The sequence below is a fragment of the Streptomyces sp. NBC_00273 genome, assembly GCF_036178145.1.
In the GTDB taxonomy this organism is placed as follows: domain Bacteria; phylum Actinomycetota; class Actinomycetes; order Streptomycetales; family Streptomycetaceae; genus Streptomyces.
Window position 1 is genome coordinate 4,025,081 of sequence record NZ_CP108067.1, and the last position, 15,359, is coordinate 4,040,439.

At 72.1% G+C, this 15,359-nt stretch carries 17 protein-coding genes; 6 read left to right on the forward strand and 11 right to left on the reverse strand.

Translation table 11 applies throughout. The annotated features are described in order from the left end of the window. Positions 1–84: 84 nt before the first annotated feature. The 4 genes from OG386_RS17025 to OG386_RS17040 all read right to left on the reverse strand — a co-directional run bounded on the left by OG386_RS17025 (position 85) and on the right by OG386_RS17040 (position 2,988). Positions 85–690, reverse strand: coding sequence for a MarC family protein (locus OG386_RS17025; protein ID WP_328788858.1), 606 nt, complete (start codon positions 688–690; stop codon positions 85–87). Between the two features lie 75 nt (positions 691–765). After that, positions 766–1,629, reverse strand: a complete 864-nt coding sequence (locus tag OG386_RS17030; protein ID WP_328788859.1) for a PHP domain-containing protein — start codon at positions 1,627–1,629, stop codon at positions 766–768. Between the two features lie 69 nt (positions 1,630–1,698). Continuing rightward, the gene (locus OG386_RS17035; protein ID WP_328788860.1) at positions 1,699–2,343 is read right to left on the reverse strand and encodes a DUF6758 family protein; all 645 of its coding nucleotides are present in this window, start codon (positions 2,341–2,343) and stop codon (positions 1,699–1,701) included. A 60-nt stretch (positions 2,344–2,403) separates the two neighbouring features. Beyond that, the gene (locus OG386_RS17040; RefSeq protein ID WP_030711795.1) at positions 2,404–2,988 is read right to left on the reverse strand and encodes a suppressor of fused domain protein; all 585 of its coding nucleotides are present in this window, start codon (positions 2,986–2,988) and stop codon (positions 2,404–2,406) included. 390 nt (positions 2,989–3,378) lie between these two features. Between OG386_RS17040 and OG386_RS17045 the strand changes: the two genes are divergently transcribed. Both OG386_RS17045 and OG386_RS17050 read left to right on the forward strand, forming a co-directional pair. Then, positions 3,379–4,494: a magnesium and cobalt transport protein CorA gene (locus OG386_RS17045; RefSeq protein ID WP_328788861.1), complete on the forward strand. Its 1,116-nt coding sequence runs from the start codon at positions 3,379–3,381 to the stop codon at positions 4,492–4,494. 72 nt (positions 4,495–4,566) lie between these two features. Then, positions 4,567–5,082 carry a hypothetical protein gene (locus tag OG386_RS17050; RefSeq protein WP_328788862.1) on the forward strand — a complete coding sequence of 172 codons (516 nt, stop codon included), beginning with the start codon at positions 4,567–4,569 and terminating at the stop codon, positions 5,080–5,082. Between the two features lie 103 nt (positions 5,083–5,185). Here the strand turns inward: OG386_RS17050 and OG386_RS17055 are convergent, their stop codons facing one another. Further along, positions 5,186–5,977 carry a hypothetical protein gene (locus tag OG386_RS17055; RefSeq protein ID WP_328788863.1) on the reverse strand — a complete coding sequence of 264 codons (792 nt, stop codon included), beginning with the start codon at positions 5,975–5,977 and terminating at the stop codon, positions 5,186–5,188. 187 nt (positions 5,978–6,164) lie between these two features. Here OG386_RS17055 and OG386_RS17060 point away from each other — a divergent pair, with 187 nt between their 5' ends. The 3 genes from OG386_RS17060 (at position 6,165) to OG386_RS17070 (ending at position 9,321) form a co-directional block, all read left to right on the forward strand. Beyond that, a complete protein-coding gene (locus OG386_RS17060) occupies positions 6,165–7,436 on the forward strand; it encodes a magnesium transporter MgtE N-terminal domain-containing protein (protein WP_030764689.1) in 1,272 nt (423 codons plus the stop codon). Positions 7,437–7,542: 106 nt separating this feature from the next. Continuing rightward, positions 7,543–8,118 carry a DUF1003 domain-containing protein gene (locus OG386_RS17065; protein ID WP_033219039.1) on the forward strand — a complete coding sequence of 192 codons (576 nt, stop codon included), beginning with the start codon at positions 7,543–7,545 and terminating at the stop codon, positions 8,116–8,118. Positions 8,119–8,205: 87 nt separating this feature from the next. Next, positions 8,206–9,321 (forward strand): Mrp/NBP35 family ATP-binding protein, encoded by a 1,116-nt coding sequence (locus tag OG386_RS17070; protein WP_266606612.1) that lies wholly within the window; start codon positions 8,206–8,208, stop codon positions 9,319–9,321. A gap of 124 nt (positions 9,322–9,445) precedes the next feature. On the opposite strand, the gene OG386_RS17075 is transcribed toward OG386_RS17070, so the two are convergent. The 5 genes from OG386_RS17075 to sigE all read right to left on the reverse strand — a co-directional run bounded on the left by OG386_RS17075 (position 9,446) and on the right by sigE (position 13,799). Further along, positions 9,446–10,177 carry a hypothetical protein gene (locus OG386_RS17075; protein ID WP_327383416.1) on the reverse strand — a complete coding sequence of 244 codons (732 nt, stop codon included), beginning with the start codon at positions 10,175–10,177 and terminating at the stop codon, positions 9,446–9,448. Between the two features lie 139 nt (positions 10,178–10,316). Then, entirely contained in the window at positions 10,317–10,775 is a 459-nt protein-coding gene (locus OG386_RS17080; RefSeq protein WP_328788864.1) for a sec-independent translocase, read from the reverse strand. Positions 10,776–10,893: 118 nt separating this feature from the next. Continuing rightward, positions 10,894–12,285 carry a S1C family serine protease gene (locus OG386_RS17085; RefSeq protein ID WP_328788865.1) on the reverse strand — a complete coding sequence of 464 codons (1,392 nt, stop codon included), beginning with the start codon at positions 12,283–12,285 and terminating at the stop codon, positions 10,894–10,896. A gap of 54 nt (positions 12,286–12,339) precedes the next feature. Further along, entirely contained in the window at positions 12,340–13,023 is a 684-nt protein-coding gene (locus OG386_RS17090) for an anti-sigma factor family protein (RefSeq protein WP_328788866.1), read from the reverse strand. After that, positions 13,020–13,799 carry an RNA polymerase sigma factor SigE gene (gene sigE / locus OG386_RS17095; RefSeq protein ID WP_199810289.1) on the reverse strand — a complete coding sequence of 260 codons (780 nt, stop codon included), beginning with the start codon at positions 13,797–13,799 and terminating at the stop codon, positions 13,020–13,022. The genes OG386_RS17090 and sigE overlap by 4 nt, the downstream gene beginning before the upstream one ends. A 178-nt stretch (positions 13,800–13,977) precedes the next feature. Between sigE and OG386_RS17100 the strand changes: the two genes are divergently transcribed. Beyond that, the gene (locus tag OG386_RS17100) at positions 13,978–14,640 is read left to right on the forward strand and encodes an O-methyltransferase (protein ID WP_266380342.1); all 663 of its coding nucleotides are present in this window, start codon (positions 13,978–13,980) and stop codon (positions 14,638–14,640) included. A 67-nt stretch (positions 14,641–14,707) separates the two neighbouring features. Here the strand turns inward: OG386_RS17100 and OG386_RS17105 are convergent, their stop codons facing one another. After that, on the reverse strand, positions 14,708–15,325 hold the full coding sequence (locus tag OG386_RS17105) for a hypothetical protein (protein WP_327383420.1): 618 nt from the start codon (positions 15,323–15,325) through the stop codon (positions 14,708–14,710). Positions 15,326–15,359 lie beyond the last annotated feature (34 nt).

The window sequence follows — 15,359 nt, forward strand, 5'->3', positions numbered from 1 at the left end:
TTCACGCCCCCGCACCGGTCCCGGTGCGGGGGCGTTCGCTTGAGCGGCCGCGTGCGGCAGCTACGGGGCGGGGCGGGCGGGACCTCAGACTCCGCTGACCACCTGGAGCACGCCGTTGATGATCTGCTGGACGGCGATCGCCGAGAGCATCATGCCGGCGAGTCGGGTGACGAGGACGACGCCGCCGTCCTTGATGACCCGGATGATCACCAGCGAGTAGCGCATGGTGATCCACAGCACGACGTGCATGGCCACGATCGCGGCCCAGACCGAGACCTGTCCGGCGGCGCCGTCGACCTTCTGGACGGCCAGGATCACGGACACGATCGCGCCGGGCCCGGCCAGCAGCGGCATGCCCAGCGGGACCAGGGCCACGTTCACGTCCTTGGTCTGCTTGGGCTCGTCGTTCTTGCCGGTGAGCAGGTCCAGCGCGATGAGCAGGAGCAGCAGACCACCGGCGATCATCAGCGCCGGGACGGAGACGTGCAGGTAGTCCAGGATCTGCTGGCCGCAGATGCCGAAGACCGCGATGACACCGAAGGCCACGCAGACGGCCTGCCAGGCCATGCGGCGCTGCACCTTGACGGGGCGGCCGGACGTCAGAGCCAGGAAGATCGGCGTGATCCCCGGGGGGTCCATAATCACGAAAAGGGTGAGAAAAAGGGATCCGAAGACGGCGAAATCAAACACAGTGATGCCTTGCAGAAGAGAGGGGTGTCGCGAAGAAGAAGTGTGGGACGGGTGGAGCGGGCCGGATCCGGCCGGTCAGCGCTCGCGTCCGCCGGCGCCCGGCACCGGGAAGGCCCCCGTCGCACGGCGCGTGATCTCGCCGTAGATCTCGGGGTCGGTCGTGTACTCCCCGAGGCGACAGGTCTTGCGGCTGCCGTGGTAGTCGCTGGAGCCCGTGGTCAGCAGGCCGAGGTCGGCCGCCAGGCCGCGCAGCCGCGCGCGGGTGTCGGCGTCGTGGTCCATGTGGTCCACCTCGATGCCGTCCAGGCCCGCGCTCGCCAGCTCGGCCATCGCGGACTCCGAGACGCACCGGCCGCGCTTGACGGCGGCGGGGTGCGCGAGGACGGTGACCCCGCCGGCCGCCTTGACCAGGCGCACGGCCTCGAACGGATCGAGCTCGTGCTTCTCGGCGTACGCGCGGCCGCCGTCGGCGAGCCACTCGGGCGTGAAGGCGTCCGAGACGGTGGGGACGACGCCCAGCTCGACGAGGGCGGTGGCGATGTGCGGCCGCCCGACCGAGCCGTCACCGGCGATCCTGGCCACCTGCTCCCAAGTGACGTCGACGCCGAGGTCCTGGAGCTTGTCGATCATGGTCCGGGCGCGCGGGGTGCGGTCGTCGCGGACGAGCTCCCGCTCCCGGGCCAGCTCGGCTTCCTCGGGGTCGAAGAGGTACGCGAGCATGTGCACGCCGACCCCGTCGAGCCGGCAGGACAGCTCGGCCCCGGTCACCAGTGTCAGTCCGGCGGGCAGGGCCGCGAGGGCCTCGCCGTATCCGCGCACGGTGTCGTGGTCGGTCAGCGCCACCACGTCCAGCCCGGCGCCGGCGGCATTGCGCACCAGCTCAGCGGGGGTATCCGTACCGTCGGAGGCCGTGGAGTGGGCGTGCAGGTCGATGCGCACAGCCTGGCTCCATGGGTCGTACGTACGGGGGACACCCCAGGATAACCGGGCCGCTGACCCCCCTCGGCCTCAGGCAGGACCCAGGATGCGGGGACTCAGGGCCCCGCACGGAACGAGCTCGACCTCGGCTCCCGCGTCGCGCAGGTCGGTGAGGACGAGCTCGTCGTACATCAGCAGGCCGGACTGCTCCGGCCAGACGATCGCCCAGAGCCACAAGCCGCGCGCCTCGCCGGCGAAGACCGCGCGGTCGTCGGGGCCGCCGCCCACGTGCCACAGCGGCGTCGGGCGGCCGGCCGCGACCACCTTGGCGTGGGGCGGCGCCGATACGTTGATGGCCGAGCCGGGGTCGACGCCGTCGATGCCCGCGTACCGCGCACCGAGGCCCACGCCCAGCTCCTCCGCGATCAGCAAGAGCTCACCGATCCCGCCCAGTGGGCCGGGGCCGGAACAGGCCACCGCCGTCGCCCGGCCACCGCCCCGGTCGTCACCGGCGGACGCCACCCCGGTGAACAGCCACCCCACCGGCAGCGGCCACGGCATCCACACCGGCACCCGCGCCCGGTGCACCACCACGCTCAGGCCTTCGACGCTCGGCGGGATGACGGGTTGCAGGGGGTGGACAGCACCGTGCACCGCGCACTGCCAGGAGTCGGAGAAGAGTCCGGGCGCCCTGACCCGGCCACCGCACTTCGGGCAACTTGGTTCACCCCTCATAAGAAGCCACGCTCCTCCCCGCCCGGCCCCCAGTCAAGGCACGCTCACCCGTCCGGGCCCTCAGTCGAGTGCGACGGCGCTACGCAAAGGGTCCCGCAGGTCCGTGCCGCGCGCGAGCCAGCGTTCCTGGAGGGCGGCCGCTCCGTGCACGCGCTTCCAGGCGGCCTCGTTCGCCGTCATCGGCAGCAAGGGGAGGAAGTGGACCGGGTCCATGGGCTCGTCGAGCTCCAGGTCCTCGACCAGACCGCCCGGTTCCGCCACGAGGACGGAACTGAAGGGGGCCCCGTCCCACAGTGGTTCGCCCACGTCGAGCGAGGCCCCCGGTGCCACGATCAGCCCCTCGACTTGGGGGGACGCGGCCAGCACCGCGAGCGGCCGCAGGAGTTTGTCGGTGGCCGCAAGGCCCGCCCGTACGGTCAGCACGAGCTCGGCGCGCGGGCCCCGTACGGGGTCGGCGACCACGGCGGTCGGATCGGTCATCGGGTGCGCGGACATCCCGAGGGTCGCGTACCGCACGAGGTCGCCCTCGGCGAAACGGAGTACCTCGATGCGGTCGGTGCCCAGGAAGGTGACGGCGGCGCGTGCGTCGGGTTCACCGAACGCCGTGCGCAGCCGGGCCTCCACGAGAGCCAGAATTTCTGCCATGAAGCGAGCATAGAACTCGTATCAGGCGGGTAAAGGGCGGGTCTTGACCATCCGTCGGCTGATAGTGTTGACAGCTGTTCGGGGCCGCACGCAGAAGCGGTGTTTCAGTGCCCCGGCAACAGGACGTCCCTCACGGGGGACCGGCCGGAGGAGGTGGGGCTGCGGTGGACCGAAGTCGATCGTGCAGTACCAATCGCTCTTCCACTTCTGTGACGGGCGCATCCCGCCCCCTTTGATCTGCTCGATCCGTCTGATCCGCTGATCAGTAGAAGAGCGACGGCAGAACGTTTGTCCTCCCGTCCTGTTCCCTCCCCCGCCCGGGCCTGCCCGCCTGCGGTGGAGGGTCTCCCACCCGTACGGTCCGCAGCCGTGCGCGAGAAGGAGCCTGCCATGTCGATGCTGCCCTACCTGCGTGCCGCCGTTCGCCCGGCCCTGCGCAGGGCCACCCCCGTACAGCCCGGCTACGACACCACGCGCGACCCGTCGGCGAGCAGCGCGGTCGTCGACTGCGCCGTGTACCGCGACGGGCGGCGGATGCTGGGCCCGGCATGTCTGACGCCCCGTGAGGCGATGCGCCGGGTCCGCGAGGACGGCGGGTTCGCCTGGATCGGCCTGCACGAGCCGACGGAGGCCGAGTTCGCGGGGATCGCCGCGACCTTCGGACTGCACCCGCTGGCCGTGGAGGACGCCGTGCACGCGCACCAGCGCCCGAAGCTGGAGCGCTACGACGACACCCTCTTCACCGTCTTCAAGACGATCCACTACATCGACCACGCCGAACTGACCGCCACCAGCGAGGTGGTGGAGACCGGCGAGGTGATGTGCTTCACCGGCCCCGACTTCGTCATCACCGTCCGGCACGGCGGACAGGGCTCCCTCAAGGGACTGCGCCACCGCCTCCAGGACGACCCGGACCTGCTCGCCAAGGGCCCCTCGTCGGTCCTGCACTCCATCGCCGACCACGTGGTCGACGGCTACATCGCGGTCGCGGCGGCGGTGCAGGACGACATCGACGAGGTGGAGAGCGAGGTCTTCGCCGCCCCCGCCAAGGGCAGTGCGCGCGGCGGCGACGCGGGCCGCATCTACCAGCTCAAGCGCGAGGTGCTGGAGTTCAAGCGGGCGGTCTCACCGTTGCTGCGTCCGATGGAGCTGCTGAGCGAGCGGCCGATGCGGCTGGTGGACCCGGACATCCAGAAGTACTTCCGCGACGTCGCCGACCACCTGGCGCGGGTCCACGAGCAGGTGGTGGGCTTCGACGAGTTGCTGAACTCGATCCTCCAGGCCAATCTCGCGCAGGCGACGGTCGCCCAGAACGAGGACATGCGCAAGATCACCTCCTGGGCGGCGATCATCGCCGTGCCGACGATGATCTGCGGCGTGTACGGGATGAACTTCGATCACATGCCGGAACTCCACTGGCGGTACGGCTACCCGATGGTGATGGTCGCGATCGTCGCCTCCTGCTTCACCATCCACCGCGCGCTGCGCCGCAACGGCTGGCTCTGAGCCGGCCCGCCCCGGGTCCCGCGGGCCGGGACGCCGGCTCGCGCGCGGGGGGCGACCCCCTACCCTGTCGGCATGACTCTCAGCACGCTCGACCTGGCCCTCGTCGAGGAGGCCACCAAGAAGTCCGGCCTGATCTGGGTGCGCGGCGACGGGGCCGACCGCGCCCTGTGGCACGCCTGGGTGGACGGCGCGGCCCACGTGCTGGGCGACGGGCCCGGCGAGCAGCCGTTTCCGGGGCTGGCGGACGGCGCGAGTGCCGAGGTGACCGTACGGAGCAAGGACAAGGGCGGCCGACTGGTGGCCTGGACGGCGACGGTACGGGAGCTGCCGCCCCGCGGCGAGGAGTGGGCGGCGGCGGTCGCCGAGCTCAAGGGCAAGCGGCTGAACGCGCCCGACGCGCAGGACATGACCGAGCGGTGGGCGCGGGAGTGCCGGCTGCTGCGGCTGGAGCCGGAATCGGTCCGGTCGCAGCTCCCGGACGGCTCGCTCGTCGCGGTTCCGCTGCCGTCCCCGGCGACGACCCGCCGGGCCGTCCCGGCGGCCCTGCCGAAGCTGCTGCTGAAGCGCAAGAAGGCCGCCCGGGGCTGACCCTGCCGCAAGACGCCCGGCGCTCGCCCGGCTCCGGCCGCGACCGGATCCACCGGATCCACCGGATCCACCGGATCCACCGGATCCACCGACCAGCGGAGCGTTACGGCTTCGTCGGGTTCGCGCCCTGGCCGGAGCCCTTGGAGGGGGCCGGGGCGGGGGCGCCGCCCTGGTCCTTGGTCGTCGGCAGCTGGGACCCGTAGTCGACCGTCTGGTCCTGCGCGGGTGCCTCCAGCGGAAACGTCTTGCCCCACTCGGCGAGCTCGACCCGCCCGGCGCCGCCCGCCCGCTCCAACATCAACGGGTACGGGGTGCCCTCCAGCGAGACCGACAGCTTGCCGCCCTTGCCCTCGTTCGCCGTGACCTGGACCGCGCGGGTGTGCCCGACCTTGGTGTACGCGCCCTTGGCGAGCTTGCCCTCCAGCCCGAGCAGTCCGTCCAGCAGCACGTCCATGTCGGTGAAGCCGCGGAACTGCTTGTACGAGGGGTCGCCCTCGGGCACCTTCACGAACTTGTCGCCGAGCTTGCCGGCCGAGTCGGACTGGCCCCAGAACGCCGCGCTCGCCTTCAGGTACAGCTGCTCGCCCACGCGCAGCAGCTGGAAGGTGTCCTCGTTGGACTTCACCTCGCCGGAGCCGCCGTCCGCCTTCAGCCGCATGTCGAGGGTGAAGGACTTTCCGCCGCTCACCAACGTGCCGGACAGGTGCACCGAGTCGGCCTCCGTCGCGGCCGCCTTCGCCTTCGCCTCGATCTTGTCGGCGGACAGCTTGCCGACGCCGTTCGTGCCCTCGTCGGGGTCCTCCCCGCAGCCCGTACCGGTGACGGCGAGGCCCGCGCACAACACACCGATGAAGGCGGCCCGGCGCAGCCGCGCGGCAGGGAAGTAGGCGGTCACGGGCGGGTGCCTCTCGTCGGTCGTCTGCGAGCAGCAGGCAGCGTACCCGCCCGTACCTCGCGCCCCGCGACCGCGCCCCGATGTTCGCCCGCCCCCGGCCGGACCGCCCCACCAGGACGCTTTCGGGCGGCACGGGCTAGCCTGAGGGGCGGCATGACTCTTGATCGACGCACTAGGAGGCGCTCGGATGGCTGCAGGCGCCCCGCGGATCTTCGTCTCGCATCTGTCGGGTGTGCCCGTCTTCGATCCCAACGGCGACCAGGTCGGCCGGGTCCGCGACCTCGTGGCGATGCTCCGGGTCGGCGGGCGCCCGCCGCGGCTGCTGGGCCTGGTGGTCGAGGTCGTCAGCCGGCGGCGGATCTTCCTGCCCATGACCCGGGTCACCGGTGTGGAGTCCGGCCAGGTCATCACCACCGGTGTGATCAACATGCGGCGGTTCGAGCAGCGCCCGACCGAACGCCTGGTCCTGGGCGAGCTGCTGGACCGGCGGGTGACGCTGGTCGCGAGCGGCGAGGAGGTCACCGTCCTGGACGTGGCCATCCAGCAGCTGCCGGCCCGCCGGGACTGGGAGATCGACCGGATCTTCGTACGGAAGGGCAAGTCGGGGGCGCTGCGCCGGCGCGGCGAGGCCCTGACGGTGGAGTGGTCGGCGGTGACGGGCTTCTCGCTGGAGGAGCACGGGCAGGGCGCCGAGAACCTGGTCGCCACCTTCGAGCAGATGCGCCCGGCCGACGTGGCGAACGTGCTGCACCACCTGACGCCGAAGCGGCGCGCCGAGGTGGCCAACGCCCTCGACGACGACCGGCTCGCGGACGTGCTGGAGGAGCTCCCCGAGGACGAGCAGGTGGAGATCCTCGGCAAGCTGAAGGAGGAGCGCGCCGCAGACGTCCTGGAGGCGATGGACCCGGACGACGCGGCCGACCTGCTCTCGGAGCTGCCGGAGGACGACAAGGAGCGGCTGCTGACGCTGATGCAGCCGGACGACGCGGCCGACGTGCGCCGCCTGCTGTCCTACGAGGAGAACACCGCGGGCGGTCTGATGACCACCGAGCCGATCGTGCTGCGGCCGGACGCGACGGTGGCGGACGCGCTGGCCCGCGTACGGCAGGCGGACCTGTCGCCGGCGCTGGCGGCGCAGGTCTACGTGTGCCGGCCGCCGGACGAGACGCCGACGGGTAAGTACCTGGGCACGGTGCACTTCCAGCGGCTGCTGCGGGACCCTCCGTTCACGCTGGTCAGCTCGATCGTGGACACGGACCTGCCGCCGCTGCGGCCGAACGCCTCGCTGCCCGCGGTGACCACGCACCTGGCCGCCTACAACATGGTGGCGGTGCCGGTGGTCGACGAGAGCGGCTCGCTGCTGGGCGCGGTGACCGTGGACGACGTGCTGGACCACCTGCTGCCGGACGACTGGCGGGAGACGGACTTCCATTCCGAGGAGGCCGTCGGTGGCCGCTGAGCGAGGACGCTTCGAACGGGGGCGGGGCGAGCAGGCCCGCGAGCGGCGCCGGGAGCAGATCCGGGAGCGCCGCGAGCAGGCCCGGACGCAGGCGCGCGAGCACGGGCTGGCGGCGGAGGCCGCGGAACGTTCCGGCGAGCGCGCGGGGAGGTCGTCGGGCGCCGGGTCGAGCGCGCTGACGCGCTCGCGGGTGCGCCTGGACCTGCCGCGCGCGCCGCGCCGGTCGCTGCTGCCCGAGTACGACCCGGAGGCCTTCGGGAGGCTGTCGGAGCGGGTGGCACGGTTCCTGGGCACCGGCCGGTTCATCGTCTGGATGACCCTGGTCATCATCGTCTGGGTGCTGTGGAACATCTTCGCGCCGGACGACCTGCGGTTCGACCCGTACCCGTTCATCTTCCTGACGCTGATGCTGTCGCTCCAGGCCTCCTACGCGGCTCCGCTGATCCTGCTCGCGCAGAACCGGCAGGACGACCGCGACCGGGTCACCCACGAGCAGGACCGCAAGCAGAACGAGCGGTCCATCGCCGACACCGAGTACCTGACCCGGGAAATCGCCGCCCTGCGCATGGGCCTGGGCGAGGTCGCCACCCGCGACTGGATCAGGTCGGAGTTCCAGGACCTGATCAAGGAGATGGACGAGCGGCGTCTATTCCCCGCCGAACGTGATGAAGGCGACCGCTGACGGGCTTTCCTGCGGCCTGCTACCGAGCCGTACCATCGGGGCATGGCTACCGACACAAGCTCCGCCGCCGTGCCTGAGCAGGACGCGATCCTGGACGCACTGGCGACGGTGAACGACCCCGAGATCCACCGGCCGATCACCGAGCTCGGCATGGTCAAATCGGTGGAGATCGGCGAAGGCGGCGAGGTCGCCGTCACGGTCTACCTCACGGTGTCGGGCTGTCCCATGCGCGAGACCATCACGAAGAACGTCACCGAGGCCGTCGAGAAGGTCGCGGGCGTCACCTCCGTCGCCGTCTCCCTCGACGTGATGAGCGACGAGCAGCGCAAGGACCTGGCGGCCACGCTGCGCGGCGGCACCGCCGAACGCGAGGTGCCCTTCGCCAAGCCGGGCTCGCTGACCCGCGTGTACGCGGTCGCGTCCGGCAAGGGCGGTGTCGGCAAGTCCTCCGTCACGGTGAACCTGGCCGCGGCGATGGCGGCGGACGGCCTGAAGGTCGGCGTGGTCGACGCGGACATCTACGGCCACAGCGTGCCGCGCATGCTGGGCGTCGACGGCCGTCCGACCCAGGTCGAGAACATGATCATGCCGCCGTCGGCGCACGGCGTGAAGGTCATCTCCATCGGCATGTTCACCCCGGGCAACGCCCCGGTGGTGTGGCGCGGGCCCATGCTGCACCGCGCGCTCCAGCAGTTCCTGGCCGACGTGTTCTGGGGCGACCTGGACGTGCTGCTGCTGGACCTGCCGCCGGGTACGGGTGACATCGCGATCTCCGTGGCCCAGCTGGTGCCGAACGCGGAGATCCTCGTCGTCACCACCCCGCAGCAGGCCGCGGCCGAGGTCGCGGAGCGGGCCGGCTCCATCGCCGTGCAGACCCACCAGAAGATCGTCGGCGTGGTCGAGAACATGTCGGGCCTGCCGTGCCCGCACTGCGACGAGATGGTGGACGTCTTCGGCTCCGGCGGCGGCCAGAAGGTCGCCGACGGCCTGACCAAGACGGTCGGCGCGACGGTGCCGGTGCTGGGCTCGATCCCGATCGACGTCCGGCTGCGCGAGGGCGGCGACGAGGGCAAGCCCGTCGTGCTGTCCGACCCGGACTCCCCGGCGGGCGCGGCCCTGCGCGCGATCGCGGGCAAGCTGGGCGGCCGCGCGCGCGGCCTGTCGGGCATGTCCCTGGGCATCACCCCGCGCAACAAGTTCTGACCCGACCCGGGTGGGGGCGGTCGTGCCGCCGGGGCGGCACGAGCGGCCCGCACGGGTCGCACAGCGCGAAGGGCACCGCCGGTCGGCGGTGCCCTTTCCCGTACCCGTACCCGTACCCGTACGGCTACTCGTACGTGGCCAGGTCCCCGATCGCGGAGAAGCCGAGCCCGTACGCGCTCATCCCGCGGCCGTACGCGCCCAAGTGGACGCCGCTCCCCGTGGAGCCGGCCAGTACCCACCCGAACTCCGACTCGCGGTAGTGGAACGGCGTCGGCTCCCCGTCCACCGGCAGCGACAGCGTGGACCAGTCCTCACCGGCCAGGTCGTCCGCCAGCTCCCACGCGGCCTCGGTCTGCTGGTCCAGCCAGTCGTTGCGCAGCGCGTGGTCCATCTGTCCGGGCCAGCTGTACGCCAGCAGCCCGGAGCCGGCCAGCCAGGCCGCCGAAGCGACCGAGGTGGCCTCCAGGACGCCGGTGCCGTCGCCGCTGCGGCGCAGCGGGTTGCTCGCCACGGTGATCACCACCGCGAAGCGCTCCTTCTCACCGGTGGCGATCTCGCCCCGGGCTGAGGGCTCGTCGCCGTGGCCGGTGGATCCGTGCTCCACCGTGCCGTCGGCGGCCACCGCGACCTGCATGAGCCAGCGGGGGCCGGTGAAGGCCCCGTCCAGCCCGTACCAGGGGAAGTCGGCCGCCAGGAACCCCTCGGCCGTCCGGCGGGCCGCCGGTACGGGCGCGGGGGCTTCCTGTGGCTGTGTATCGCCGTGTGGGCCGGTATCCGGCTCCTGGGCGGGTGCGCCTGCGGCGGCGGGGGCCTCCGCGGTCTGTGCCCCTACCCGGCTGCTGCTCGTCGTCTCCATCTGGGCGGCCTCTCGTTCCGTGGGGTCCGGAACGGCCCTCCCCCTCGCTGTGCTGGGGGGACCCCCTCCCTCGGGCGTCCTGCGATCCGGACAGATGGAGGATAGCCATCCGACCGCGGATCGCCGGGAAGGCCGCGCGTCAGGTGGCGTCGGCGTCGAAGCGCGCGCGCTCGTCCGGGGCCGGGGCGGCGGGCTTCTTCAGCAGGTCCGGGCCGGTCACGGCGGGCGTGGCGGAGGCAGCTCCGGGCGTGGCCGAGGGGATCGGGGCGGCGCCCGCCTCCGAGCTCTTCACGGCGTCGGAGACGTCGCTGAGCTCCTTGCGGAGATCGAAGCTGGTGCGGATCTCCTTGAGGTCCTCGTTCTCCGTCAGCTGCTTGCGGATGAAGGTCTTCGGGTTCAGGTCCTCGAACTCGAAGTCCTTGAAGTCCGGGCCGAGTTCGGAGCGGATGTCCTGCTTCGCGCTGTCCGAGAACGCCCGGACCTTCCGGATGAAGCCCGTCACGTCCTGAATTACCTTGGGCAGCTTGTCCGGTCCGAAGACGAGGATGCCGAGCACCACGATCGTGACAAGTTCGAGTGCGCCTATGTCGTTGAACACCTTGCCGCTCCTCGGCTCTCTATCACTTCGGGCCCCGACACACGGTACCCGGCCTTGTCCACGGGCCCATACCTGCATGCCGCCTCCGCGGCGGTTTCACTCCGCTGTCACCTCATGCTCATGAGCCGTTCGCCGATCCGAGGACCACCTTCAGTGTGCTTTCGCGGCCGCCGCGGAGCACGGTGAGGGTCAGCGGATCGCCCGGACGGTGGGCCCGGATCTTGATGATCAGCTCGTCGCCGCCGCGGACCCGCTGGCCGTCCACCTTGGTGATCACGTCCCCGGCCCGGATCCCGGCGCGCGCGCCCGGCCCGTCGGCGACGACGGAGGGCTTGCCGTCCTCGCCCTTGTCCCCGACCCGGGCCCCGTCGCCCGCGTAGTCCATGTCGAGGGTCACCCCGATGACCGGGTGCGTGGCGCGGCCGGTGCGGATGAGCTCTTCGGCGACGCGCTTGCCCTGGTTGACGGGGATGGCGAAGCCGAGCCCGATGGAGCCGCCCTGCCGGGTGGCGTCCTCCTTGTCGGCCCCGCGGATCGCACTGTTGATGCCGACCACATGGGCCTTCGCGTCGAGGAGCGGGCCGCCGGAGTTCCCCGGGTTGATGGGGGCGTCGGTCTGCAGCGCGTCGACGTAGCTGATGTCGCTGCCGTCGCCCTTGTCACCGCCCGCGGTGACGGGCCGGCCGGTGGCGCTGATGATGCCGGCGGTGACGGTGTTCGACAGGTCGAAGGGCGCGCCGATGGCCACCACCGGGTCGCCGACCTGCACGTTCTCGGAGTTCCCCAGGCTGAGCGGATGGAGCCCGCGCACCCCGCTGACCTTGACCACGGCCAGGTCGTAGCCGGAGTCGCGGCCGACCAGTTGGGCAGTGACGCTCTCGCCGGTACTGAAGGTGACCGTTATCTCCTGGGAGTCGGCCACCACGTGGCTGTTGGTGAGGATGTGCCCCTGCTGGTCGAGCACGAAGCCGGTGCCCGTGCCGCTGCCCTTCGTGCCCCGGACGTGCAGGGTCACCACGCCGGGCAGCGCGGTGGCCGCGATCCCGGCCACGCTGTCCGGGGCCCGGCCGCGGTCGACGGCGGCGGCCTGGGGCAGCTCCAGCCGGGTGTTGCTCTTCCGCTCGGCGAGGACGCCGAGGTAGCCGCCGATCCCGCCGGCGAGCAGGGCCGTTCCGAGGCTGAGGGCCACCACCTGCCACAGCCTGATCCCGCGCGGTGTCCGGCCCCGGTCCACGACCTGCAACGGCTCGGCTCCCCAGGGGTCGTACCGCACCGCGGGGACGGCAGTCGGCACGTCCGGGGGCAGGTCCGACGCGCCCGGGGCGGGCGCGTCTTGAGCCCGCACGTCCTGGGCCGGCACGTCCTGGGTCGGGGCCGCGTCCTGTACGTGGTCCTCGCCCCCGGAGTCGGGCCGTGGCGCGGGGACCCCGTCGCGGCGACCGGCCTCGGCCGTCCCCTCGGGCCGGCTCCACCACTGTGGAGCCGGGTCGGTCAGCTGCTTGTCGGCCATGGGCGCTCCCCGCGTACCTATGCGCATGTGCCGCAGATTCAACCAGGTCCCGCGTCAGCGCAGCAGGGAGACCGGGCGTGCCGGATACGGCGGGGAGGGCTGGAGCGGCGGCAGCGGGGTCGCCACGGCCGACAGGAGGGTCGGGACGGCCTCGGGGGTGGGCGGGCGGTCACGGGTCCCCGGATCGGCCACGGGCAGGGCAGGCCCGGGCCTGGAGGCCGGGGCCGGGGAATCACCCCGCAGGTTCGGATCCACCTCCAACGGCAGGGCACCACCGAGCGCGAGCGCGGCCAGCGAGACGGCCCCGGCGGCGACGAAGGCGAACCTGCGGCGCGGACGGCCCACCTCGTGGATGCGGAAGCCCTCCTGCGGCCGCGGCCGGACGGCGACCGGCAGCCCGTAGGCGAACGTGTCGAAGGGGTCGGCCCCCGCGGGACCCGAGGAGTCGCTGGAACGGCCGGGACCGGCAGGGTCCAGGGGACCCGACGGATCGTCGAGGCCGCCGCCCGGCAGCCCCTGCAACCGCGCCAGCAGCCCCGCGGACAGCGGTGGCGGAGCGCTCTCCACGAACATGGTCTTCAGACGTCGCTGGGCATCGGCTTCGGCCTTGCACCGGGCACAGGTCGCCAGGTGGGCCAGGACCCGATCGCGCGCGTCGTGTTTCAGCTCCCCGTCCACCAGGGCGGCAAGCCGGTCGCCCAGGTGCTGTTCGGCGGGTGACGGACTGACTTCACTCACTCGGCTCCGCCCTCTCCCCCGGCGCCAGGGGCGCCCATCGCCACTCCCGCCAGCGCGCGCTGCTCGGCACGGGCCTGCGGGGACCGGTGCTTGAGTGCCTTGCGCAGGTGCGAACGGCCCCGGTGGATACGGCTGCGCACGGTCCCGAGCTTCACGCCGAGCGTCGCGGCGATCTCCTCGTACGACAGGCCCTCGATGTCACACAGCACCACGGCCGCGCGGAACTCGGGGGCGAGGGTGTCCAGTGCCTGCTGCACGTCCGCGTCGAAGTGGGTGTCGTGCAGGACCTGCTGCGGGGACGGCTCACGGCTCGGCAGCCGATCCGCGGCGTCGTCGCCGAGCGCGTCGAAGCGGATCCGCTGCTTGCGGCGCACCATGTCCAGGAACAGGTTGGTCGTGATGCGGTGCAGCCAACCCTCGAAGGTGCCGGGGGTGTAGGTGGACAGCGAGCGGAAGACGCGGACGAAGACTTCCTGCGTCAGGTCCTCGGCGTCGTGCTGGTTACCCGTCAGACGGTAGGCAAGGCGGTAGACCCGCGCGCTGTGCGTGCTGACGATCTCCTCCCATGAAGGAGGGGTCCACGCCTGGGAGCCCGCATCGGCGGCAAAGGTCGCGGTGGTCGCGGCGTCGGCGGTGTGGAAGCGGTCAGCAATGTAGGTCACGGATTTCGGCTCACCCGCCGACCAGAAGAGGCGTCTCAGTACGCCTCCACGATCCACAGGCGCAGCCGCACCTCCCCTATCGGCTCTGGTGGTGTCCAGTGGAGTCCCTACCATAGCCACCCCCTCTGTCAGCTCCGGATAAGTGTTTTTGCAGTATCTTTACGCGAGACTTAGGCGTGGGAACGGCCCTGGCCGTCGATCTGCCCGGCACCGTCCCTTCTTATCCCGCCTCCACCCCTCACAACGCCCGGTCCCATCTGCGGGTTCCCGACGTCAACGGATACAGTCACCGTTGCGCCAACTATGGGGACAGGAGAGGGTCATTACCGGCAACCGGCAGACGAGCTGGGCGTTCGCCGACGCGTTTGTCGCCGAGGACGACGCTCTGCGATGGGCCCGCGACCGGTCCAGGGAAGCGGGCCTACGGGCCGTCTCCCCCGGCACCGGGGCCGCGCTGCGCCTGCTGGCCGCCACCGCGGACGCCAAGGCGGTCGCCGAGATCGGCACCGGAACCGGCGTCTCCGGCATCCACCTGCTGCACGGCATGCGCCCCGACGGGGTGCTGACCACGGTGGATCCCGAAGCGGACCGGCAGGCTTTCGCCCGCCAGGCCTTCCGCGCCGCCGGCTTCGCCGGCAACCGGGCCCGCTTCATCCCCGGCCGCGCCCTCGACGTACTCCCGCGACTCGCCGACGGCGGATACGACCTCGTCTTCTGCGACGGGGACCCCTCCGAGTCCCTCGACTACCTCGCCGAATCGTTGCGGCTGCTGCGCCCCGGCGGACTGGTGTGCTTCGAGGGGGTCTTCTCCGACGGCCGCACGGTCGACTCCGCGGCCCAGCCGGTGGAGGTGCTGCGCGTCCGCGAGCTGCTGCGCAGCGTCCGCGAGAGCCCCGCACTGGAGGCCGCGCTGCTCCCGGTGGGCGACGGGCTGCTGTGCGCCGTGCGCCGCTGAGCCACCGGGCCCGCCCGCGGCCGGCGTGAGCAGGGCCCGCCGGACAGCGGGAGACCGGCCCCGGGGGTCAGCCGAGGAGCGCGAAGGTGAGGGCCGCCGTACCGCCCAGCGCCGTGCCGGCGAGGAGCTGCGCCGGGGTGTGCGCCTTCAGCACCAGTCGGGACCAGGCGACGGCGGCGGCGATCAGCACCGCGGGGAGCACCCGGGGTCCGAGGACGAGCAGCAGGATCATCACGGCGCCGCCGGCCACCGACATGTGGATCGATATCTGCCAGACCACCGTGACCAGCAACGAGGACACGAGGCCCACCAACATCGCGACGACGAGCGCGAACACCTCCCGGGGAGCGCCCAGGAGGTGCAGGAGGGCGACCCCGGCGAGGACGGAGACCAGGCTCAGGGCCATCGGGACGAGCCGCTGGCGCCGCACCCGGACGTGCTGGTCGGTCAGCGCACCCCGGCGGACGCCGAGGGCGATGATCCCGATCGGGACCACCCCGCAGAAGCAGGCGGCGAACAGGCCCCAGCCGAGCCCGGTCCACGCCGTGGTGCCGTGCCATCCGACGAACAGGAGCAGTGCGACCACCAGATGGGCCGGGGCCAGCACGTCGGAGAGGATCCGGGCGGCCTTCTGGCGGGGCGTGCAGTCGGCGAAGGCGGGCGGCACGGGCGGGGTGAAGGTCACGGCGCGGCTCCGGAAGGCTCGGGTCCAGGGATGA

Coding starts and splice junctions, on each gene's coding strand:
- OG386_RS17075 (WP_327383416.1), bottom strand. CDS start 10,177: ATGGAGACGACGAGCAGCAGCCGGGTAGGGGCACAGACCGCGGAGGCC.
- OG386_RS17060 (WP_030764689.1), top strand. CDS start 6,165: ATGGCTGCAGGCGCCCCGCGGATCTTCGTCTCGCATCTGTCGGGTGTG.
- OG386_RS17035 (WP_328788860.1), bottom strand. CDS start 2,343: ATGAGGGGTGAACCAAGTTGCCCGAAGTGCGGTGGCCGGGTCAGGGCG.
- OG386_RS17085 (WP_328788865.1), bottom strand. CDS start 12,285: ATGGCCGACAAGCAGCTGACCGACCCGGCTCCACAGTGGTGGAGCCGG.
- OG386_RS17040 (WP_030711795.1), bottom strand. CDS start 2,988: ATGGCAGAAATTCTGGCTCTCGTGGAGGCCCGGCTGCGCACGGCGTTC.
- sigE (WP_199810289.1), bottom strand. CDS start 13,799: ATGGTAGGGACTCCACTGGACACCACCAGAGCCGATAGGGGAGGTGCG.
- OG386_RS17045 (WP_328788861.1), top strand. CDS start 3,379: ATGTCGATGCTGCCCTACCTGCGTGCCGCCGTTCGCCCGGCCCTGCGC.
- OG386_RS17050 (WP_328788862.1), top strand. CDS start 4,567: ATGACTCTCAGCACGCTCGACCTGGCCCTCGTCGAGGAGGCCACCAAG.